Origin of the sequence: Streptomyces sp. NPDC016640 (genome assembly GCF_043076215.1) — a bacterium.
In the GTDB taxonomy this organism is placed as follows: Bacteria; Actinomycetota; Actinomycetes; order Streptomycetales; family Streptomycetaceae; genus Streptomyces.
The window spans coordinates 297,748-316,638 of record NZ_JBIBRG010000008.1; the positions used below are offsets into that span (position 1 = coordinate 297,748).

Sequence of the window (18,891 nt, forward strand, 5' to 3'; positions counted from 1 at the left end):
CCGGCCCGGATCACGGAGCGGAGCGGCCCCCGCGGTCGCGGGGGCCGCTCCGTGTGTCCGGTGTCACGCAGCGGTCCGTGCCCTGCGGTAGAGGACCGCACCGGCGATCAGCGCGCCCGCGCCGGCCGGCAGGACCAGGCCCATCGGCAGCTCGCTGCCGGTCTGGGCGAGCTGTGCGCCGGCCTGCGGCCGGGCGACGGACCGGGTACCCGGCTCGTCGCCGTGCGAGGGGCCGTCCGGGGTCCGGTCGACCGGGGTGTTCGGCTCGTCGCCGGGGTGTTCGGGGCTGCCCGGGTTGCCGGGTTCGCCGGGCTGTCCCGGCGTCTCGTGACCGGGGTCGCCGTTCGCGCAGCCGTTGCCCTCGGTGGCGTTGCCGGCGCCGAGGACGTCGACGCTGTTGCCGCAGACGTTCACCGGCACGTGCACCGGCGCCTGGATCACATTGCCCGAACCCACGCCGGGCGAGCCGCTCGCCCCGCCGTCGGCGTGCGAGCCGCCACCGTGGGATCCCGAACCACCGTGTCCACCCGCGGACGAGCCGCCCTGGTCGGCGCAGGAGTTCCCCACGGACGGGTTGAGGACGCCGACGACGTTCACCGTGTTGCCGCAGACGTTCACCGGCACGTGCACCGGCGCCTGCACCGTGTTCCCGGAGAGCACTCCGGGTGAGCCGGCGGCGGCACCCGTCGCGCCGGAGTCCGCGTGGGCGGTGCCGCCCGCGGCGGCGAGCACGCCGGTGGCGGCCGCCATGGTCATCAGGCCCTTGCGGGTGACCTGTCGCATTGCTGAAATCCCTGCCTTCGACTGGGGCCGGGAATTCCGTCCGTCGGATTCCCGGTGTTCCGACGTATTCAGAGACCGGTCGGCCCCGGAGCGCATGGCGCGCGCTCCGGGGCCGACGGGCTCAAACCCTCAGAGGGCATGCCCTTGAAGGGCGAGGCACAACGTCACTGGTTGATGCAGGTGTTGCCGAAGGCGGGGTTCAGCAGCCCGATCACGGAGACCGTGTTGCCGCAGACGTTCACCGGGACGTGCACCGGAACCTGAACGACGTTGCCGGACACGACACCCGGGGAGTGCACGGCGGCACCCTGGGCACCCGAGTCGGCGGCGGCCATGCCCGCGCCCGCGAGAACCAGCCCACCGGTGGCAGCCGCGACAGCGACGACCTTCTTGATCATTATTCCTCCTCGTTGGTAAAGCGATCCAAAGCCGCGGATCACATCACGGGTAACGAGGAGGAAGTAATGAGGCTACGAGCTTATGGTCGGATTCACTCTTCCCAGTCAACTCCGCACGCCTGCACGATTATCGAGTTCATCGGGTAAGCGTGTCAGGAGGCGTCCAGGAAACGGTCCAGCACCCGCACCCCGAACTTCAGGCCGTCCACCGGGACCCGCTCGTCGACCCCGTGGAACATGCCCGCGAAGTCCAGCTCCGGGGGCAGCCTGAGCGGCGCGAAGCCGAAGCAGCGGATGCCGAGGTCGTCGAAGGACTTGGCGTCGGTGCCGCCGGAGAGCATGTACGGCACCGCCCGCGCGATCGGGTCCTCGGCGCTGAGCGCGCTCTGCATGGCGTCGACGAGCCGGCCGTCGAAGTCGGTCTCCAGGGCCTTGTCCGAGTGCACGTCCTCGCGCCTGACGCGCGGGCCGAGGATCCGGTCGAGGTCGGCGAGGAACTCCTCCTCGTAGCCGGGCAGGAAGCGGCCGTCGACGTGCGCGGTGGCCTGGCCGGGGATGACGTTGACCTTGTAGCCGGCGCCGAGCATGGTGGGCGCCGCCGAGTTGCGCAGCGTGGTGCCGATCATGCGGGCGATGCCGCCGAGCCTGGCGAGGGTCTCGTCCATGTTCTCGGGGTCGAGCTCGGTGCCGAGCGCGTCGGAGAGCTCGTCCAGGAACGCCCGCACGGTCTTGGTGACCCGTACCGGCCACGTGTGCCGGCCGAGGCGGGCGACCGCCTCGCACAGTTCGGTGATGGCGTTGTCGTCGTTGGTCATCGAGCCGTGGCCGGCGGTGCCGTCGACGGTGAGCCGCATCCAGTGCATGCCCTTCTCGGCGGTCTCCACGAGGTAGAGGCGCAGCTTCTCGTTGACGGTGAAGGAGAACCCGCCGACCTCGCCGATCGCCTCGGTGACGCCCTCGAACAGCTCCGGGTGCTCGTGCACCAGGTGCTTGGCGCCGTACGTGCCGCCGGCCTCCTCGTCCGCCAGGAAGGCGAGGACGATGTCACGCGGGGGCTTGCGCCCGCTGCGCAGCCGGTCGCGGACGACCGCGAGGGTCATCGCGTCCATGTCCTTCATGTCGACGGCCCCGCGCCCCCACACGCATCCGTCGGCGATCTCACCGGAGAAGGGGTGGTGGGTCCAGTCGTCGGCGTTGGCCGGTACGACGTCGGTGTGGCCGTGGATCAGCAGCGCGGGCCGGGAGGGGTCCTCGCCCTCGATCCGGGCCACCGTGGAGGCGCGCCCCGGGTGCGACTCGAAGATCCGCGGTTCGAGTCCCACTTCGGCGAGCTTCTCCGCGACGTACTCGGCCGCCTTGCGCTCGCCGGGACCCGAGTGGTCGCCGTAGTTGCTGGTGTCGATCCGGATCAGCTCGCGGCAGAGGTCCACGACCTCGTCCTCACCGGTGACGCTCCTGGCCGTGTCCGTCTCGCTCACGTGCTTCCTCCCGCTGTTACTGCTGGTGTCCCCGCTGGTGGGTTCCCCTCATCCTCCCTCCCCGCCGCGCCCGTCCCAAGACCCGGACCGGCCCGTCGCACACCGTTCACACGCGACGCGGCCGGCCGGGGGTGATCGGCCACCCCGGAAGACCTGGTAATGTTTACGTCGTCGCCGCGGAGGGAAACCCGCGCGACAGACACCTTGTCCGGGTGGCGGAATGGCAGACGCGCTAGCTTGAGGTGCTAGTGCCCTTTATCGGGCGTGGGGGTTCAAGTCCCCCCTCGGACACATGCAGCGCGAGGGCCGCGACCGCGAGGTCGCGGCCCTCGGGCGTTGTCGCGGAGGCCGACCATGACCACTCCTTCCTGCCCCTGCGGGCTGCCCGAGGCGTACGGGGCCTGCTGCGGCCGCTTCCACGCGGGGTCCGCCGCCGCGCCCACCGCCGAGCGGCTGATGCGGTCGCGGTACTGCGCGTTCGTGCGGCAGGACGGCGCGTATCTGCTGCGGAGCTGGCATCCGAGGACGCGGCCGGAGCGGATCGACTTCGATCCCGGGATGCGGTGGACCGGGCTGGAGATCCTGGACACGGACGGCGGGACGGCCTTCCACTCCACCGGAACGGTGACCTTCCGGGCGTCCTACCGGGGCGGCTCGCTGCACGAGCGCAGCCGGTTCGAGCGGATCGGCGGGGCGTGGGTGTACGTCGACGGGGACTTCCCGGGCTAGCTCGGGCTACGGCGCCAGGACGTCCAGTTCCTGGAGGGCGCCCTCGGTGATCTCCCGGGTCAGCCGCTCCGCGCGGACGGGGTCGCGCTCGCGGACCGCCTCCGCGAGCCGGACGTGCAGGGTGACGGCGGCCGGGTCGGGGTCCTCGAACATCACGTCGTGATGGGTGCGGCCGGCCAGCACCTCGGCGACGACGTCACCCAGGCGCGCGAACATCTCGTTGCCGGAGGCGTCGAGGATCACGCGGTGGAACGCCATGTCGTGGAAGAGGTATCCCTCCAGCCGGTGGCCGCGCGAGTGGGCGACCATGCCGAGGGCGCACTCGGTGAGTTCGGCGCACTGCTCGGCGGTGGCGTTGCGGGCGGCCAGGCCCGCCGCGACGGGTTCGACGGCCGAGCGCAGCACCGTCAGGGAGCGCAGCTGCCGGGGGCGGTCCGCGCCGGCCAGGCGCCAGCGGATGACCTGCGGGTCGTACACGTTCCACTCGCGGGCCGGCAGGACCGTCACGCCCACGCGGCGCCGGGACTCGACCAGGTGCATGGACTCCAGGACGCGGACCACCTCGCGCATCACGGAACGGGACACGTCGAAACGCTGAGCGAGCTCGTCGGTGCGAAGGACACTGCCGGGCGGGTACTCGCCCGCGGTGATCTCGGGGCCGAGGGTGTCCAGTACGCGGCCGTGCAGCCCCCGGCCCGTGGTGCTCATGCACTCAGAGTACGGGGCGGATCACGGACATAAAAAGTCAGACTTATTTGTCACGGAGTCTTGAATTCGTCGTACCTAATGGGTTTCAGTGGCGTCGACATCACATGCCGACGCAGGACAGCAGACAGTGAGGCAGCGATGAAGACTCCCCATGTCGTCGTGGTCATGGGCGTCGCGGGCACCGGCAAGAGCACCATCGGTCCTCTGCTCGCGGCCCGGTTCGGCGTCCCGTACGCGGAGGGTGACGACTTCCACCCGCCGGCCAACATCGCCAAGATGTCCGCCGGCACCCCGCTCACCGACGAGGACCGCCGGCCCTGGCTCGACGCCATCGGCGACTGGGCGCACGGGCGGGCCGGGCTCGGCGGGGTGGTCAGCTGCTCGGCGCTGAAGCGGTCGTACCGCGACCGGCTGCGGGCCGCCGCGCCCGGTGTGGTCTTCCTGCACCTCAGCGGTGACCGCGCGCTCGTCGAGGACCGGATGTCGCACCGGCAGGGGCACTTCATGCCCACGGCGCTGCTCGACTCCCAGTTCGCCACGCTCCAGCCGCTGGGGCCGGACGAGGCCGGAGCCGCCGTGGAGGTGACCGGCCGGCCCGAGGAGATCGCCGAACGGGCGGCCGCCGCCCTGGAGACCCTGTCCGAGCCGGCCCCGTAGGACCCTGACCCCACCCTTTTCCAGGGGCTCCCCCACCGCCCCGGTTTCTCCCCGACCCCGCACCCACAAGGAACCACCGTGACCGGACTCAGCGTCGAGATGCTGGCAGCGGACGCACCCGAGCCGATCACCTCGGCCGGCCACGCCCAGCTGGGCATCGCCGTCCTGGCGGGCATCGCCGTCATCGTCCTGCTCATCACCAGGTTCAAGCTGCACGCCTTCCTGTCGCTGACCATCGGGTCACTGGCGCTCGGCGCGTTCGCCGGGGCGCCGCTGGACGAGGTGATCACCAGCTTCAGCGCCGGGCTCGGCTCCACCGTCGCCGGTGTCGGTGTCCTGATCGCCCTCGGCGCGATCCTCGGCAAGATGCTCGCCGACTCCGGCGGCGCCGATCAGATCGTCGACACCATCCTCGCCAGGGCAGGTGGCCGTTCGATGCCGTGGGCGATGGTGCTGATCGCCTCGGTGATCGGGCTGCCGCTGTTCTTCGAGGTCGGCGTGGTGCTGCTGATCCCGGTGGTGCTGATGGTCGCCAAGCGCGGCAACTACTCGCTGATGCGCATCGGCATCCCGGCGCTCGCCGGTCTGTCCGTGATGCACGGCCTGGTACCGCCGCACCCCGGTCCGCTGGTGGCCATCGACGCGGTGGGCGCCAACCTCGGCGTGACACTGGCGCTGGGCGTGCTCGTCGCCGTTCCGACGGTGGTCGTCGCCGGTCCGCTGTTCTCGAAGTACGCCGCCCGCTGGGTGGACGTCCCGGTTCCGGACCGGATGGTCCCGCAGCGCCCCTCGGAGGACCTGGAGAAGCGTCCCGGGTTCGGACCGACGCTGGCCACCATCCTGCTGCCGGTGGTGCTGATGCTCGCCAAGGCACTGGTCGACATCGTGGTCGACGATCCCGGGAACACCGTGCAGCGGGTCTTCGACGTGGTCGGCTCGCCGCTGATCGCCCTGCTCGCGGCCGTGCTGGTGGGCGTCTTCACGCTGGGTGCGCCCGCCGGGTTCAGCCGGGAGCGCATCTCGTCCCTGGTCGAGAAGGGGCTCGCGCCGATCGCGGGCATCCTGCTGATCGTCGGCGCGGGCGGTGGCTTCAAGCAGACGCTGATCGACACCGGCGTGGGCCGGATGGTCCTGGACGTCTCCGAGGACTGGTCGATCCCGGCGATGCTGCTGGCCTGGCTGATCGCGGTGGCGATCCGGCTGGCGACCGGTTCGGCGACCGTGGCGACCGTCTCGGCGGCCGGTCTGGTGGCGCCGCTCGCGGCCGACATGTCGACCACGCACGCCGCCCTGCTGGTGCTGGCCATCGGCGCCGGTTCGCTGTTCTTCAGCCATGTCAACGACGCCGGCTTCTGGCTGGTGAAGGAGTACTTCGGCATGGACGTCGGACAGACGATCAAGACCTGGTCGGTGATGGAGACGATCGTCTCGGTGGTCGCCGGGGCCCTGGTGCTGCTGCTCTCGCTGATCGTCTAGCCCGTCGTCCGGGCGTACGGCGGGCCCACCCGCTCCTCCTCGCCGGGGCGCGGGTGTGCCGCCACGCCGGGCGCCGGCGGGCGCCCCTGCTTGGATGGCCGTATGAGTGCTGACGAGATCATCGACATCGTCGACGAGAACGACCGGGTGATCGGGCGGTCCTCACGCGGTGAGGCCTACGCGCGGGGGCTGCGCCACCGCTGCGCCTTCGTCCTGGTCCGGGACGCCGAGCGGCGGATCTTCGTCCACCGGCGCACCCCGGCCAAGCCGGTCTTCCCGTCCCTGTACGACATGTTCGTCGGCGGAGTCGTCGGCGCGGGCGAGGACTACGACGGGGCGGCGCTGCGGGAGGCCGAGGAGGAGCTGGGCGTGACCGGTCTGCCGCGCCCCGAGTACCTCTTCACGTTCCGGTACGACGGCGGGGCCGGCCGGTCCTGGTGGTCGGCGGTGTACGAGGTCCGCTGCGACCTGCCGGTGCGGCCGCAGGCCGAGGAGGTGGCCTGGTACGGCTTCCTGCCGGAGGCCGAACTGGAGCGGCGCCTGGGCGAGTGGGAGTGGACTCCCGACGGACTGGAGGCGTACCGGCGGCTGAGGGCCCACCGGCCGGGGCGGGCCGCGGCGTCCGGGGACGCGGGATGCACGGCGTGAGCGACTTCGTGCGCGACCTCCGGCTGTGGTTCGCGCCGGAGGAGGTGCGGCGGGAGGGCGAGACGCCCGACTACCGGTTCTCGCTGGCGAACGAGCGGACGTTCCTCGCCTGGCTGCGTACCGCGCTCGCCCTGATCGGCGGCGGCTTCGCCGTGGACCAGTTCCTGCCGGACCTGCGCTGGGGCTGGCGGGTCGGGCTCGCGCTGGCGCTGCTGGCCGCGGGGGTGCTGTGCGCGCTGCGGGCGGTCGATCACTGGGTGCGGTGCGAGCGGGCCATGCGGCGGGGGGAGGACCTGCCGGTGTCGCGGTTCCCGGCGCTGCTGAGCCTCGTCGTCGCGGTCGTGGCCGTGGCGATGGTCGCCGTCGTGCTCGTCGGGTGGGAGGGATGAGCGGCCCGGCCGCACGGGTGCCGGAGCGGGATCCCGGGCTGCAGCCCGAGCGGACCCGGCTCGCGTGGCGGCGTACGACGCTCTCGGGCACGGTGGTGGCCGTGCTCGCCGGGAAGACGGCCCTCGCGGGCGGGGCGTCGGCGGCCGGGTTCCTCGCGTGTGCGCTGTGCTGCGCCTGCTGGCTGGGGCTCCTGCGGATCGCGCACCGGCGGATCCGGGAGCTGGCTGAGGCGGGGGTGCCGGGGGCGGTGGTGCCGCGGTACGCGGGGGCGGCGGCGCTGTGCACGGTGGCGACGGCGGTGTGCGGGGCGGCACTGGTGCTGCAGGGGTGAGCGCCGGACGCCGGGGCGTGCTGCCCGCGCCCGCCGCCCTTTCCCGTCCCGTCCCCGGCGGGCGCCGCCCCCGGAGCCCCGGCCGGCCCGGAGGCCTCGTCCTCGAACGCCGGGCGGGCCGGAAGCCGTGGGCGGCGGTCCCGGGTACGGCCTTCGCGTGGTGGCGGTCGCGTGTACGCCTTCCCGTGGCAGCCGGGCGGAGGGGATGGGGCCTGTCGTGGCTCCGATCACGTTTCGTCGTCGCTCTGGACGGCATACCGACCGGTCGGCATCATGTGCGGGTACCGTTCACCTTTCCACAGGAGCGACGATGAGCCCCGACCACCCGCCCGGACTCGATCTCGACCGGCTGCGCGGCCTGCTCGAACGGGAGCGGCCCGGCCTGGTGAACGGCCCGCTGGCCGGCCGGCTGATCGAGGGCGGCAGGTCGAACCTCACCTACGCGGTCTCCGACGGCACCTCGCGGTGGGTCGTACGGCGGCCCCCGCTGGGCCATGTCCTCGCCACCGCGCACGACATGAAGCGTGAGCACCGCGTGATCAGCGCGCTGCACCGGACCGCCGTACCGGTGCCGCGCACCCTGCTGCTGTGCGAGGACGAGGAGGTGCTCGGGGCGCCCTTCTACGTCATGGAGTTCGTCGAGGGCACCCCGTACCGCACGGCCGGCCAGCTCGCCCCGCTCGGCGCGGAACGCACCCGGGACGCGGTGCTGAACCTGGTGGACACGCTGGTCGAGCTGCACGCGGTGGACCCCGGTGAGGTGGGCCTGGCGGACTTCGGCCGCCCCGAGGGCTTCCTGGACCGGCAGCTGCGGCGCTGGGGCAAGCAGCTCGACGCCTCCCGCAACCGGGAGCTGGCCGGGATCGACGAGCTGCACGCCGCGCTCGGGCGGGAGCTGCCGGGCTCCCCCGCGCCCGCCGTGGTGCACGGCGACTACCGCCTCGACAACGTGCTGATCGGCGAGGACGACCGCATCAGGGCGATTCTCGACTGGGAGATGTCCACCCTCGGCGATCCGCTGACCGACCTCGGTCTGCTGGTGATGTACAGCATGCCGCTGGGCATGCCGGACTCCCCCGTCTCCACCACCGCCGAGGCCTCCGGGCATCCCGCGCCGGCCGAGCTGATCGAGCGGTACGCCCAGCGGTCGGGACGCGACGTCTCCGCGGTGTCCTGGTACACGGCGTTCGCCTGGTTCAAGCTCGCCGTGATCCTGGAGGGCATCCACTACCGCTACACGCTGGGCCGGACGGTCGGGCGGGGATTCGACCGCATCGGCGATCTGGTCCCCGTCTTCATCGAGCACGGTCTGACCACTCTTCAGGAAGGCTGAGAAGACATGGACTTCGCGTTCGACGCGCGCACCGAGGAACTGCGCGCCCGGCTCCTCGCCTTCATGGACGAGTACGTGTATCCCGCCGAGCAGGTCGCCCACGAACAGCGCGAACGGGCGGCCTCGCCGTGGGAGACCGTCCCCGTGGTGGAGGAGCTGAAGGCCGAGGCCCGCCGGCGGGGGCTGTGGAACCTGTTCCTGCCCGACGCCGAGCACGGGGCCGGGCTCACCAATCTGCAGTACGCCCCGCTCGCCGAGATCATGGGCCGTTCCCCGCAGCTGGCGCCGACGGCCACCAACTGCGCCGCGCCGGACACCGGGAACATGGAGGTGCTGGCGCAGTTCGGCGACGAGGCGCAGCGCGAGCGGTGGCTGAAGCCCCTGCTGGCCGGTGGGATCCGTTCGGCGTTCGCGATGACCGAGCCGGAGGTGGCCTCGTCCGACGCCACCAACATCACCACGCGCATCGAGCGCGACGGCGACGAGTACGTCGTCACGGGCCGCAAGTGGTACATCTCCGGGGCCATGCACCCGGACTGCGGGATCTTCATCGTGATGGGCAAGACCGACCCGGACGGGGCGGACATCCGCCGCCAGCAGTCCATGGTCCTCGTCCCGCGGGACACCCCGGGTGTCACGGTCGAGCGGGCCATGCGGGTCTTCGGCTACGAGGACCACTGGCACGGCGGTCACGCCGAGGTGGTCTTCGATCACGCGCGGGTGCCGGTGTCGAACCTGATCGGCGAGGAGGGCGGCGGCTTCGCCATCGCCCAGGCCCGGCTCGGCCCGGGCCGGATCCACCACTGCATGCGGCTGATCGGCATGGCCGAGCGGGCCATCGAGCTGATGTGCCGCCGGGCGGTCTCCCGGGACGCCTTCGGCAAGGCGCTGGCGCGGCAGGGCGTGGTGCAGAACTGGATCGCCGACGCGCGCGTGGCGGTGGAGCAGTTGCGGCTGCTGGTGCTGAAGACGGCCTGGATGATGGACACCGTCGGCAACCGGGGCGCGCACACGGAGATCCAGGCCATCAAGATCGCCACTCCGCGCACGGTCGTCGGCATCCTCGACCGGGCGATCCAGCTGTACGGCGCGGGCGGGGTCAGCCAGGACTTCCCGCTGGCCGAGCTGTACGCCGGGGCCCGCACCCTGATGATCGCCGACGGGCCGGACGAGGTGCACCAGCGGTCGCTGGCGCGGCGGGAGTTGAAGAAGTACCTGTGAGGCCGGGCCGGCGGCCGGAACCGGGGCGCGCGGTCATGCCGGCCGGGCGCGGGCCGCGCGACCCCGCGGCGCCCGGCCCCGCTCGATCACCTCACGGCGCCGGGCGCCTCACGGGCGAAGCGCCCTCAGCAGCAGGTCCGCGAGGTGGTCGGCGACCTCCTGCGGGCTGAGCGGGCCGTCGGGGCGGTACCAGGTGGACAGGTGGTGCACGGATCCGAAGTGGTAGTCCACGACCAGATCGGCCGGGGTCGCCCGGGAGAAGACGCCCGTCCGCTGGCCCTCCTCGACCAGCGCGCGGAAGCGTTCGTGGTAGCGGCGGCGCTCGGCGCGCACCTGCTTGTTCTTCTCCGGGCTCAGATGGTGCATGGAGCGGAAGAAGATCGACGCGTCGTCGAGGTTCTCGATCGTCGTGACGACGACGTCGGCCGCCGCGCCGCGCAGCCGCTCCTCGATCGGCTCGTCGGCGTCGGCATAGGCGTCCAGCCGCTCCTGCTGGACGCGCAGCACGCGCGCGTACACCTCGTGCAGCAGGTCGTCCTTGGAGCCGAAGTAGTGGTACAGCGCCCCCTTGGTGACGCCCGCCGCCTCGACGATCTCCTGCACCGAGGTGCGGTCGTAGCCCTGCTCGGCGAAGAGCCGGGTGGCGGCGGCCAGGAGCCGCTGCGGCACAGGAGTCCCGTCACCGTCCGTCGTCCTGGGCACTGCCGCCACCCGCCTTTCCGTGTCGCTGTCAGTCGTCGTGCGTCAGGGAACGCAGTTCCCGACGGAGGATCTTTCCACTGGCCGTCTCCGGCAGGTCCGGCAGGATCTCCGCCCGCCGCGGATACGTGTAGGCGGCCAGTCTCTCCTTGCAGTACGCGGCGAGCGCGGCCGGGTCCGTCTCAGCGCCGGGGCGCAGGCCGACGAAGGCCTTGACGGTCTCCCCGCGGTACTCGTCGGGCACGCCCACCACGGCCGCCTCGCGCACCGCCGGATGCGGGTGGAGTACGTCCTCGACCTCGCGCGGCCACACCTTGAAGCCGGACGCGTCGATCATGTCCTTCCTGCGGTCGACGACGTACAGCCAGCCCTGCGGGTCCATGGAGCCGATGTCACGGTGGGGCCGGCCAGGGTGTGGCGGCGTAGCGGGAGCCGGTCACCGGGTCGCCTCCCACTGCTGCTGGAGCCGGTTCATCCCGGTGAGCCAGCGGTCGGGGCCGGTGGCGCGGGCCTGGTAGTACTCGGCGACCTCGGGGTGCGGCAGGATCAGGAAGCGGTCCTCCTCGATGCCGCGGAAGAGGGCGTCGGCCACGTCGTCGGGTTCGATCGCGGTCGGCTTGAGGACCAGGTCGCCCGCGCTGCCGCTGGCGTCGAGCATGTCGGTGCGCACGCCCTGCGGGCAGATCGCGTGCACCTTCACCCCGCGGTGGCGGTAGGTCAGCGACAGCCACTCGGCGAAGGCGTAGGCGCCGTGCTTGGTGACGCTGTAGGGGGCGGTGCCGATCATGGTGAGGAGTCCGGCGGCGGAGACGGTGGAGACGAAGCGGCCGTCGCCGCGCTCCAGCCAGTCCGGGAGCAGTGTGTGCGCCGCGCGGACGTGCGCCATGACGTTGACGTCCCAGGAGAGCGCCCAGCCCCGCTCGTCGAGCGGCTGGCCGGGTTCTCCGCCGTCGCGGCCGACGCCCGCGTTGGCGCAGTAGACGTCGACCGTCCCGCCGAGCGCGTCGCGCGCCTCGGCGACGGTCGCGGAGGCGTCCCCGGGGACCGCGAGGCCGCCGATCTCCTCGGCGACGGCCCTCGCGCGGTCGGCGTCGAGGTCGTTGACGACGACCTGGGCCCCCTGGGCCGCGAAACGGCGGGCGAGCGCCGCTCCGATGCCGCCCCCGGCGCCCGTGACGACCACCTTCGCACCCTGCACGGCTTGCACCATCGGTCTCCTTCGACGCGGCTCCCGGCGATTCCGGCGTCAGACTAACCGGTCGGTATGCACGGCGGAAGGGGTGTTCGGCACGGGCTCGGTCCGGTTCGTTCCCCCGGGCGGTCACGCGCGCTAGCGTGCGTGGCCATGACACCCGCCGCGATCACGGAGGTCACCGCATGAAGCTGTCCAGACGGACCCTGCTCGCCACCACCACGGCCGCGGCCGCGGCCTCGGCGGCGCCCGCGCACGCCGCTTCCGGGCGGGCGGCCGGGGAGGGTGGCGGCCGCACTCCGCGCACCGGGTTCGAACAGCTCGCCGCGGACGGCTACGCGCTCCTCGACGGGCAGCGCGTGGGCGTGGTCACCAACCCCACCGGCGTCACCCGGGACGTACGGCACATCGTCGACGTGATGCACGCCGACGACCGCGTGGACCTGATCGCCGTCTTCGGCCCCGAGCACGGCTTCCGGGGGACCGCCCAGGCGGGGGGCTCCGAGGGCCGTCACGACGACCCGGCGACCGGCCTGCCCGTCTACGACACGTACCTCAAGAGCGGCCGGGCGCTCGCCGACGTCTTCACCGCGTCCGGCGTGGACACGGTCGTCTTCGACATCCAGGACGTGGGCGCGCGGTTCTACACCTACATCTGGACCCTGTTCGACTGCATGGAGGCGGCACGGCTCGCGGGCAAGCGGTTCGTCGTCCTCGACCGGCCGAACCCGGTGACCGGGCGGGCGGCGCTGGGCCCGGTGCTGCACGAGGAGTTCGCGACCTTCGTCGGGCGGCAGCCGATCTCCCAGGCGCACGGGATGACGGTGGCGGAGCTGGCGCGGCTGTTCAACGGGGAGTTCCTCAGCGCGCCGGTGCCGCTGGAGACCGTGCGGATGGCGGGCTGGAGGCGGTCGGACTTCTTCGACGCCTCCGGGCTGCCCTGGGTGCCGCCGAGCCCGAACATGCCGACGCCGGACACGGCGCTGGTGTATCCGGGGACGTGCCTGTTCGAGGGCACCAACCTGTCCGAGGGGCGCGGGACCACCCGGCCGTTCGAGCTGCTGGGAGCGGAGGGCGTCGACGGGCGCTGGGCGGCCGGGGCGAACGCGCTGGGGCTGGCGGGTGTGCACTTCCGGGAGGCGTACTTCGCGCCGACGTTCTCCAAGTTCCAGGGGAGGACCGTCGGAGGCGTCCAGCTGCACGTGCACGACCGGGAGGCGTTCGATCCGGTGCGGACGGGAATCGGGCTGCTGGTCACGGCCAAGCGGTCGTGGAGCGGTTTCGCCTGGCGCGCGGACCACTGGATCGACAAGCTCACGGGTTCCACCCGGGTGCGCACGATGATCGACGCGGGCGCGGACACGGACGAGGTGGTCGGCGGCTGGCAGGAGGAGCTGGCGGCGTTCCGGCGGATGCGGCGGGAGTACCTGCTCTACCGCTGAGCGGGCCGGCGGAGGACGGCGGCGGGTCGCGGGCGGCGGCCCGCCGCCGTCCGTTTCGCGGCCCCTGCGGCGGTGGTGACCTGCGACGTCGTGCTCCCGGCCGCCGTCGCCCGGACCGCCGGAGGAAGGGTTCGGCGACCGGTGTGCATATCGGCGGGGTCTTCAGGAACCCGTGGAAGCCGCGGAGAGTTCTCAGGCTGTCGGGGAAGGGCTCCTCCCCGCGGGGGAAGCCCGGAGCGGATGACCGCCGGAATCTCCGTGGACGAACACAACTGAATTACGGGGTACAGGAGTTGATGGTGCGCCTTCGCTGCCGACCGATGGGGGCCACCGGAAAGAGGATGGAGCCGATTCGCGTGTCGATACGTCTATTCGACGACGTCCGTTCGATGACGCCGAAGTGACCGGATTACAGGTGCAGGTGTGACGGAGGTGCAGGACGATGGCCGGTTTCCGGAGTCTGGCAAGACAGGTCCGTGATCCGCGGTGCGATCTGGCGCTGCGACGCTACTCGCTGCGCAAGTGCCTTGAGCGGTTCGCCCCCTATGGGCACAGGGCGACGTGGGACCATCTGTGCTCGCGGGCCGGATTCGACCCCGAGGACCGCTCCGTCGACCCTGCGCGGCTCGTGGCCGCGCTGGAGGAGCTGGAGGAGGCCCGGGCGGTCTGGCTGGCGTACGAGGTGGAGTTCGCCGAGCGCCGCAGGAAGGAGAAGCACGACGGACTGCGCCGGCCGGGCAGTGTGGACGACTGGCACCGGCTGACCTGGGGCGGTTTCGGTGTGGCCTGGTGCGACGACCCGCGGGTGCATCCGCGGGAGCCGCTGGCCGAGGTGCTCCGGCGGCTGATCGCCGCGCTGGAGCGCGAGCCGGGTACGGTGTGCCCCGTGTGCCAGGGGGAACGGCTCACGTGGCGCCACAACCTGGACCACGAGCCGTCGACGGGCCCCGTCTGCACGGACTGCGGGATCCTGGTCCCGCGTCCGGTCCTCACCCCCGGGGCCCTGGCGGACGCCCGGCGGGTGAGGCTGCTGGTGTCCGCCTGAGCGACGGGGAGTGCCGGGTCGGGGGGTGCGCCGGGGATGCCGCACCCCCACTGGCCCCGGGGACCGTAGCAGACGGTGAACCGGTCGTTCCAGGATTTTGTTCCACGGACAGCCGGGGGCGATGAGACCTGTCCCGGAACCCCAGGAGCCGTCCCCGTGCCGGCGCTGCCCCCAGCCCGGTGACCGGCGGCCGCGCCATGGCGAAGGCGGTCAGCCCGGCGTACCCGACCCGCAGGGGCGGCACGGAGTACCAGTGAGCGGACCCGGCGCGCGGGCACCGGAACCGGACCCGGCGCGCGGGCGCCGCAAGGCGCGTCCGTACGCCGGCCGGCTCCGTGCTCAGCGCTGCCGGCCCGCCTCGCGCCGCCGTCCGCCGCCGTTCTCGGCCATCAGGCGGGAACCGGTGCGGCGTTCGCCGACGACGTCGTCCGGGTTGGACAGGACACAGCCCTCCAGGGAGAGGCAGCCGCAGCCGATGCAGTCCGTGAGGTGGTCGCGGAGGCGGTTGAGCTGCTGGATGCGTTCGTCGAGCTCGGAGCGCCAGGCCTCGGAGAGGCGGGCCCAGTCCTCCCGGGTGGGCGTGCGTTCCTCGGGCAGCTCGGCGAGCGCCTCGCGGATCGTGGCGAGCGGGATGCCGACCCGCTGGGCGGCGCGGATGAAGGCGACCCGGCGCAGGGTGTCGCGGCCGTAGCGGCGTTGGTTGCCCGCGGTGCGGCGGCTGCTGATCAGGCCCTTGGACTCGTAGAAGTGCAGGGCGGAGACGGCGGCGCCGCTGCGGGCGGAGAGCTGGCCGACCGTGAGTTCGTGGATCTTCTCGGGAATCCGGTGCACCCGTGAACCCTACCCACCGGGTCCGTTGACAGGGACCACGGCGCCGACCATGCTAAGCAGTTGCTTAGGCATGCGCTCAGGGACGCGCGTGCGACTACGTGACGCGAGAGGCCGGGACATGGCAGAGCCGAGGATCTTCACGTCCGTCGACGACCTGAAGGCTGCGGTGGGCGAGCAGCTGGGGTACACCGACTGGCTGGAGGTCGACCAGAAGCGGATCGACCTGTTCGCCGAGGCAACCGGGGACCACCAGTGGATCCACGTCGACCCGGAGAAGGCCGCCGCGGGGCCGTTCGGGACGACCATCGCGCACGGGTACCTGACGCTGTCGCTGCTGCCGCTGTTCGGGCCGCAGCTGATCTCCGTCGAGGGCGTGAAGATGGGCGTCAACTACGGCACCAACAAGGTGCGCTTCCCGGCCACCGTCCCGGTGGGCTCCCGGCTGCGCGCCACCGCGACGATCACCTCCGTCGACGAGGTGCCGGGCGGCGTGCAGGTGGCCACGGCCTTCACCGTGGAGCGCGAGGGCGGCGACAAGCCGGTGTGCGTCGCCGAGTCGGTGGCCCGCTACTACCTCTGAGCGGCGCCGGGCCCGGCGGCCCCGACCATCCGCAGCACGAGGTCGGCGTAGAGCGCGCCGACCTCCTCGGGGGTGCGGGGCCCGTCGACGTCGAACCAGCGGGCCACGTCGATGCAGAGGGAGAGCACGGCGAGCGTGGTTCCCCGCACGTCGACGACGTCGAAGTCGCCGGAGGCCACGCCGTCCTCGATGATCCCGCGCACCTCGGCGTCGACCTGCCGGCGCAGTCCGACGATCTCGGCGCGGGCCTCGGGGCCCAGCGAGTCGAGTTCGTACTGCACGACCCTGGCGGTGGTGCGGCCGCCCGCGTGCCAGCGGACGAAGGAGCTGACGGCTCCGGCGAGCCGCTCGGCCGGACCGCCCCCGGCGCGGGACGCCGCGCGCAGGATGTCCAGGGCCTTCTCGTGGCCTATCCGGCTGATGCGGTGGAGCAGCTCTTCCTTGGTCTTGTAGTGGATGTACAGGGCGGCCGGGCTCATCCCGGCGCGGCTCGCGATGTCACGGGTCGTCGTGGCGTGGTAGCCGCGCTCCGCGAACGCCTCCACGGCGGCGAGCAGCAGCCGTCGGGCCGCGTCGGGCGTGACCTCACCCCACGGCTGCGCCTCACCGTCGGCCGTCTCCTGCGCCGTACTCATCGCTCACCCCATTCGCCGGCAGGGACACCACCATACCGCCGAGGGTGAGCGGGCGCTTAGCGGGAGGCCGCTCGGTGATCACAGTTTCTGCAGGGGGTCGTGCTCGGCGAGCATCTTCTCCAGACGGGCCTGGTCGACCCGGTTCACGATCTGCCCGGCCTCCTGGCGGTCGCGGATGACCTTGGCCAGGGTGAAGGCGGAGGTGACCAGGTAGAGCACGGCGATGCCCAGGAAGGCGCGGACCCAGGCGTCGGCCTGGAGGTTGAAGATGCCGACGGCGGTGGCACCCAGAGCCACCCCGAAGGACGCGACGGCCTGACCGTAGAAGGCGGCCGTGCTCTGCTGCTTGACCGGTGTGTCACTCATGGGGACCAGGGTCGGCGGATGTGGCCGCGGCCACATCCGCTCACCTACTCAGTCGCGTACTCAGAACGCCGAGACCCCGGTCAGGGCACGGCCGATGACCAGCTTCTGGATCTGGCTGGTGCCCTCGTACAGGGTCATCACGCGGGCGTCGCGCAGGAGTTTGCCCACCGGGTACTCGTCGATGTAGCCGTAGCCGCCGAAGACCTGCAGGGCGTTGTTGGCGGCACGGACGGCCGCCTCCGAGGCGAACAGCTTGGCCTTGGAGGACTCGACGGCGAACGGCCGCCCCCGGTCGATCAGGTCGGCGACCCGCCAGGTCAGCAGCCGGGCCGCGTCGACGTCCACGGCGATGTCGCTGATCAGTTCCTGGACGAGCTGGTGGCGGGCGATGACCTTGCCGAACTGCTCGCGCTCGCCTGCGTGGCGCACGGCCGCGTCCAGGGCGGCCCGGGCTATGCCGACACAGCCGGCCGCGACCGACATCCGGCCCTTGGCGAGGGCGGACATGGCGACCGAGAAGCCCTTCCCCTCCTCGCCCAGCATCGCGGAGGCCGGCACGCGCACGTCCTCGAGGACCAGCTCGGCGGTGGCCTGACCGCGCAGGCCGAGCTTTCCGTGCACGGCGCGGCGGGTCAGGCCGGGGGTGTCGGTGGGGACGAGGAAGGCGGAGACGCCCTTGTGGCCGGGGGCGTCGGTGGAGCGCGCGAACAGCAGGACGACGTCGGCCCAGGTGCCGTTGGTGATGAACATCTTGGTGCCGTTGACGACGTAGTCGTCGCCGTCGCGCACCGCGCGGGTGGTCAGGTTGCCGGCGTCGGAGCCGGTGCCCGGCTCGGTGAGGCCGAAGCAGCCGACGTACTCCCCCGACGTGAGCCCGGGCAGCCAGGTGCGCCGCTGCTCCTCGCCGCCCCAGGCCGCGATCGTCTTGGCGACCAGGCCGAGGGAGACGGAGACGATGCCGCGCACCGAGGAGTCGCCGCGGCCCAGTTCCTCGGTGACCAGGCAGTACGCGAGGTGGTCGCCGCCGGAGCCGCCGTACTCCTCGTCGATGGTGAGCCCGAGGAAGCCGACCTCGCCGAGCTTCTTCACGATGCCGCGGTCGACCTCCTCGGCACGGTCCCAGGCGGTGGCGTGGGGCACGACCTCGCGCTCCACGAAGTCCCGGGCGAGCCGGCGGACGTCCTCCTGCTCCTCGCTGAGCTCCAGGTTCATGCCGAGTCACCCCATGTGGAAGCCGCTTGAGATCCGGACCTTTAAATTAGCACTGCTAGTTTAAGGCCACAGCCCTACTATGTGCGCCATGGCCCGACCGCGCAAGCCCCTGCTCAGCACCGACCGGATCGTCGAGACGGCCCGCGCGCTCGTGGACGCGGAGGGCCTGACGGCCGTCTCCACCCGCCGGCTCGCCGCGGAGCTGGGAGTGAGCGGGCCCTCGCTCTACAACCACTTCCGCACCAAGGACGAGATCCTGGAGGCGGTGGCCGACTCGGTGAGCGCGCTGGTCGACCTGTCGATGTTCGAGGACGGCCGGGACTGGCGGACCGCGCTGCACGACTGGGCGGTCTCCTACCGGGCCGCGCTGCGCGACCACCCCAACATCGTCCCGGTCCTCGCCCGCGGTCCCGGCCGCCGGCCCGCGGCGCTGCGGCTGGCCGACGCGGTCTACGGCGCGATGGTCGAGGCGGGCTGGCCGCCCGCGCAGGCCACCTCCATCGGCGCGCTGATGCGGTACTTCATCATGGGCTCCGCGCTCGGCTCCTTCGCGGGCGGCTTCGTGGACGACGCGAGCGCCTACGATCCCGCCGACTACCCGCACCTCGGACAGGCCCATCTGCTCGCCGAGCAGCAGGAGAGGATCGACGAGCGGGCCTTCGAGACGGGGCTGGGGGCGCTGCTGGACGGGCTGACGCTGCAGTACGAGCAGGTCCGGGCCGGCGCCTATTGATCAG

The 18,891-nt window shown here is 72.2% G+C and carries 22 protein-coding genes, 1 tRNA gene and 1 pseudogene; 13 read left to right on the forward strand and 11 right to left on the reverse strand.

Annotated features, from left to right (window positions below; genetic code table 11):
* Positions 1-63: 63 nt before the first annotated feature.
* The 3 genes from ACF07S_RS19185 to ACF07S_RS19195 all read right to left on the reverse strand — a co-directional run bounded on the left by ACF07S_RS19185 (position 64) and on the right by ACF07S_RS19195 (position 2,659).
* Complete coding sequence (locus ACF07S_RS19185; RefSeq protein ID WP_391974629.1) at positions 64-783, reverse strand: chaplin; 720 nt, start codon at positions 781-783, stop codon at positions 64-66.
* A gap of 164 nt (positions 784-947) precedes the next feature.
* Positions 948-1,181, reverse strand: coding sequence for a chaplin ChpH (gene chpH / locus ACF07S_RS19190; RefSeq protein ID WP_391964594.1), 234 nt, complete (start codon positions 1,179-1,181; stop codon positions 948-950).
* 152 nt (positions 1,182-1,333) lie between these two features.
* Positions 1,334-2,659, reverse strand: coding sequence for a M20/M25/M40 family metallo-hydrolase (locus tag ACF07S_RS19195; protein WP_391974630.1), 1,326 nt, complete (start codon positions 2,657-2,659; stop codon positions 1,334-1,336).
* 206 nt (positions 2,660-2,865) lie between these two features.
* On the opposite strand from ACF07S_RS19195, the gene ACF07S_RS19200 reads away from it, so the two are divergent.
* Together ACF07S_RS19200 and ACF07S_RS19205 are read left to right on the forward strand one after the other, a co-directional pair.
* Positions 2,866-2,950, forward strand: a tRNA-Leu gene (locus ACF07S_RS19200).
* 63 nt (positions 2,951-3,013) lie between these two features.
* Positions 3,014-3,388, forward strand: coding sequence for a YchJ family protein (locus ACF07S_RS19205; protein WP_391964596.1), 375 nt, complete (start codon positions 3,014-3,016; stop codon positions 3,386-3,388).
* Between the two features lie 6 nt (positions 3,389-3,394).
* Here ACF07S_RS19205 and ACF07S_RS19210 read toward each other — a convergent pair whose 3' ends face one another.
* Positions 3,395-4,096: a FadR/GntR family transcriptional regulator gene (locus tag ACF07S_RS19210; protein ID WP_391974631.1), complete on the reverse strand. Its 702-nt coding sequence runs from the start codon at positions 4,094-4,096 to the stop codon at positions 3,395-3,397.
* A gap of 138 nt (positions 4,097-4,234) precedes the next feature.
* Between ACF07S_RS19210 and ACF07S_RS19215 the strand changes: the two genes are divergently transcribed.
* The 7 genes from ACF07S_RS19215 to ACF07S_RS19245 all read left to right on the forward strand — a co-directional run bounded on the left by ACF07S_RS19215 (position 4,235) and on the right by ACF07S_RS19245 (position 10,152).
* The gene (locus ACF07S_RS19215) at positions 4,235-4,753 is read left to right on the forward strand and encodes a gluconokinase (RefSeq protein ID WP_391974632.1); all 519 of its coding nucleotides are present in this window, start codon (positions 4,235-4,237) and stop codon (positions 4,751-4,753) included.
* A gap of 78 nt (positions 4,754-4,831) precedes the next feature.
* Positions 4,832-6,229 carry a GntP family permease gene (locus ACF07S_RS19220; protein ID WP_391964599.1) on the forward strand — a complete coding sequence of 466 codons (1,398 nt, stop codon included), beginning with the start codon at positions 4,832-4,834 and terminating at the stop codon, positions 6,227-6,229.
* A 102-nt stretch (positions 6,230-6,331) separates the two neighbouring features.
* On the forward strand, positions 6,332-6,877 hold the full coding sequence (locus ACF07S_RS19225) for an NUDIX hydrolase (RefSeq protein WP_391964600.1): 546 nt from the start codon (positions 6,332-6,334) through the stop codon (positions 6,875-6,877).
* The gene (locus tag ACF07S_RS19230) at positions 6,874-7,266 is read left to right on the forward strand and encodes a YidH family protein (RefSeq protein ID WP_391964601.1); all 393 of its coding nucleotides are present in this window, start codon (positions 6,874-6,876) and stop codon (positions 7,264-7,266) included. Before ACF07S_RS19225 ends, ACF07S_RS19230 begins: the two co-directional genes overlap by 4 nt.
* Positions 7,263-7,598, forward strand: a complete 336-nt coding sequence (locus tag ACF07S_RS19235) for a DUF202 domain-containing protein (RefSeq protein ID WP_391974633.1) — start codon at positions 7,263-7,265, stop codon at positions 7,596-7,598. Before ACF07S_RS19230 ends, ACF07S_RS19235 begins: the two co-directional genes overlap by 4 nt.
* 310 nt (positions 7,599-7,908) lie before the next feature.
* Complete coding sequence (locus ACF07S_RS19240) at positions 7,909-8,931, forward strand: phosphotransferase family protein (protein WP_391974634.1); 1,023 nt, start codon at positions 7,909-7,911, stop codon at positions 8,929-8,931.
* A 6-nt stretch (positions 8,932-8,937) separates the two neighbouring features.
* Positions 8,938-10,152: an acyl-CoA dehydrogenase family protein gene (locus tag ACF07S_RS19245; protein ID WP_391964604.1), complete on the forward strand. Its 1,215-nt coding sequence runs from the start codon at positions 8,938-8,940 to the stop codon at positions 10,150-10,152.
* Positions 10,153-10,260: 108 nt separating this feature from the next.
* On the opposite strand, the gene ACF07S_RS19250 is transcribed toward ACF07S_RS19245, so the two are convergent.
* From ACF07S_RS19250 to ACF07S_RS19260, 3 genes and pseudogenes are all read right to left on the reverse strand, one after another.
* Positions 10,261-10,854, reverse strand: coding sequence for a TetR/AcrR family transcriptional regulator (locus ACF07S_RS19250; RefSeq protein ID WP_391964605.1), 594 nt, complete (start codon positions 10,852-10,854; stop codon positions 10,261-10,263).
* A gap of 28 nt (positions 10,855-10,882) precedes the next feature.
* Positions 10,883-11,245 (reverse strand): annotated as a pseudogene (locus ACF07S_RS19255) (long-chain fatty acid--CoA ligase); the annotation flags it as partial.
* Positions 11,246-11,287: 42 nt separating this feature from the next.
* On the reverse strand, positions 11,288-12,061 hold the full coding sequence (locus ACF07S_RS19260) for an SDR family oxidoreductase (protein WP_391964606.1): 774 nt from the start codon (positions 12,059-12,061) through the stop codon (positions 11,288-11,290).
* A gap of 167 nt (positions 12,062-12,228) precedes the next feature.
* On the opposite strand from ACF07S_RS19260, the gene ACF07S_RS19265 reads away from it, so the two are divergent.
* Together ACF07S_RS19265 and ACF07S_RS19270 are read left to right on the forward strand one after the other, a co-directional pair.
* Positions 12,229-13,485: an exo-beta-N-acetylmuramidase NamZ domain-containing protein gene (locus ACF07S_RS19265; RefSeq protein ID WP_391974635.1), complete on the forward strand. Its 1,257-nt coding sequence runs from the start codon at positions 12,229-12,231 to the stop codon at positions 13,483-13,485.
* 442 nt (positions 13,486-13,927) lie between these two features.
* Complete coding sequence (locus tag ACF07S_RS19270) at positions 13,928-14,530, forward strand: hypothetical protein (RefSeq protein ID WP_391964608.1); 603 nt, start codon at positions 13,928-13,930, stop codon at positions 14,528-14,530.
* A gap of 339 nt (positions 14,531-14,869) precedes the next feature.
* On the opposite strand, the gene soxR is transcribed toward ACF07S_RS19270, so the two are convergent.
* Entirely contained in the window at positions 14,870-15,361 is a 492-nt protein-coding gene (soxR, locus tag ACF07S_RS19275; protein WP_391964609.1) for a redox-sensitive transcriptional activator SoxR, read from the reverse strand.
* Positions 15,362-15,479: 118 nt separating this feature from the next.
* Here soxR and ACF07S_RS19280 point away from each other — a divergent pair, with 118 nt between their 5' ends.
* Positions 15,480-15,941 (forward strand): MaoC family dehydratase, encoded by a 462-nt coding sequence (locus ACF07S_RS19280; RefSeq protein WP_391964610.1) that lies wholly within the window; start codon positions 15,480-15,482, stop codon positions 15,939-15,941.
* Here ACF07S_RS19280 and ACF07S_RS19285 read toward each other — a convergent pair.
* From ACF07S_RS19285 to ACF07S_RS19295, 3 genes are all read right to left on the reverse strand, one after another.
* Positions 15,932-16,576: a TetR/AcrR family transcriptional regulator gene (locus ACF07S_RS19285; protein WP_391964611.1), complete on the reverse strand. Its 645-nt coding sequence runs from the start codon at positions 16,574-16,576 to the stop codon at positions 15,932-15,934. The genes ACF07S_RS19280 and ACF07S_RS19285 overlap by 10 nt on opposite strands.
* Before the next feature lie 78 nt (positions 16,577-16,654).
* Positions 16,655-16,942, reverse strand: coding sequence for a YiaA/YiaB family inner membrane protein (locus tag ACF07S_RS19290; RefSeq protein ID WP_391964612.1), 288 nt, complete (start codon positions 16,940-16,942; stop codon positions 16,655-16,657).
* Between the two features lie 60 nt (positions 16,943-17,002).
* Entirely contained in the window at positions 17,003-18,154 is a 1,152-nt protein-coding gene (locus tag ACF07S_RS19295; protein ID WP_391964613.1) for an acyl-CoA dehydrogenase family protein, read from the reverse strand.
* A gap of 88 nt (positions 18,155-18,242) precedes the next feature.
* Here ACF07S_RS19295 and ACF07S_RS19300 point away from each other — a divergent pair, with 88 nt between their 5' ends.
* On the forward strand, positions 18,243-18,887 hold the full coding sequence (locus ACF07S_RS19300; RefSeq protein ID WP_391964614.1) for a TetR/AcrR family transcriptional regulator: 645 nt from the start codon (positions 18,243-18,245) through the stop codon (positions 18,885-18,887).
* The last annotated feature ends 4 nt before the right edge of the window (positions 18,888-18,891 follow it).

Bases quoted from the DNA above. Each gene is read 5' to 3' on its own strand.
- ACF07S_RS19205 (WP_391964596.1), top strand. From the start codon at position 3,014: ATGACCACTCCTTCCTGCCCCTGCGGGCTGCCCGAGGCGTACGGGGCC.
- ACF07S_RS19295 (WP_391964613.1), bottom strand. From the start codon at position 18,154: ATGAACCTGGAGCTCAGCGAGGAGCAGGAGGACGTCCGCCGGCTCGCC.
- ACF07S_RS19280 (WP_391964610.1), top strand. From the start codon at position 15,480: ATGGCAGAGCCGAGGATCTTCACGTCCGTCGACGACCTGAAGGCTGCG.
- ACF07S_RS19235 (WP_391974633.1), top strand. From the start codon at position 7,263: ATGAGCGGCCCGGCCGCACGGGTGCCGGAGCGGGATCCCGGGCTGCAG.
- ACF07S_RS19290 (WP_391964612.1), bottom strand. From the start codon at position 16,942: ATGAGTGACACACCGGTCAAGCAGCAGAGCACGGCCGCCTTCTACGGT.
- ACF07S_RS19240 (WP_391974634.1), top strand. From the start codon at position 7,909: ATGAGCCCCGACCACCCGCCCGGACTCGATCTCGACCGGCTGCGCGGC.
- ACF07S_RS19215 (WP_391974632.1), top strand. From the start codon at position 4,235: ATGAAGACTCCCCATGTCGTCGTGGTCATGGGCGTCGCGGGCACCGGC.
- ACF07S_RS19265 (WP_391974635.1), top strand. From the start codon at position 12,229: ATGAAGCTGTCCAGACGGACCCTGCTCGCCACCACCACGGCCGCGGCC.
- ACF07S_RS19285 (WP_391964611.1), bottom strand. From the start codon at position 16,576: ATGAGTACGGCGCAGGAGACGGCCGACGGTGAGGCGCAGCCGTGGGGT.
- ACF07S_RS19245 (WP_391964604.1), top strand. From the start codon at position 8,938: ATGGACTTCGCGTTCGACGCGCGCACCGAGGAACTGCGCGCCCGGCTC.
- ACF07S_RS19225 (WP_391964600.1), top strand. From the start codon at position 6,332: ATGAGTGCTGACGAGATCATCGACATCGTCGACGAGAACGACCGGGTG.
- chpH (WP_391964594.1), bottom strand. From the start codon at position 1,181: ATGATCAAGAAGGTCGTCGCTGTCGCGGCTGCCACCGGTGGGCTGGTT.
- ACF07S_RS19270 (WP_391964608.1), top strand. From the start codon at position 13,928: ATGGCCGGTTTCCGGAGTCTGGCAAGACAGGTCCGTGATCCGCGGTGC.
- ACF07S_RS19185 (WP_391974629.1), bottom strand. From the start codon at position 783: ATGCGACAGGTCACCCGCAAGGGCCTGATGACCATGGCGGCCGCCACC.
- ACF07S_RS19260 (WP_391964606.1), bottom strand. From the start codon at position 12,061: ATGGTGCAAGCCGTGCAGGGTGCGAAGGTGGTCGTCACGGGCGCCGGG.
- ACF07S_RS19300 (WP_391964614.1), top strand. From the start codon at position 18,243: ATGGCCCGACCGCGCAAGCCCCTGCTCAGCACCGACCGGATCGTCGAG.
- ACF07S_RS19210 (WP_391974631.1), bottom strand. From the start codon at position 4,096: ATGAGCACCACGGGCCGGGGGCTGCACGGCCGCGTACTGGACACCCTC.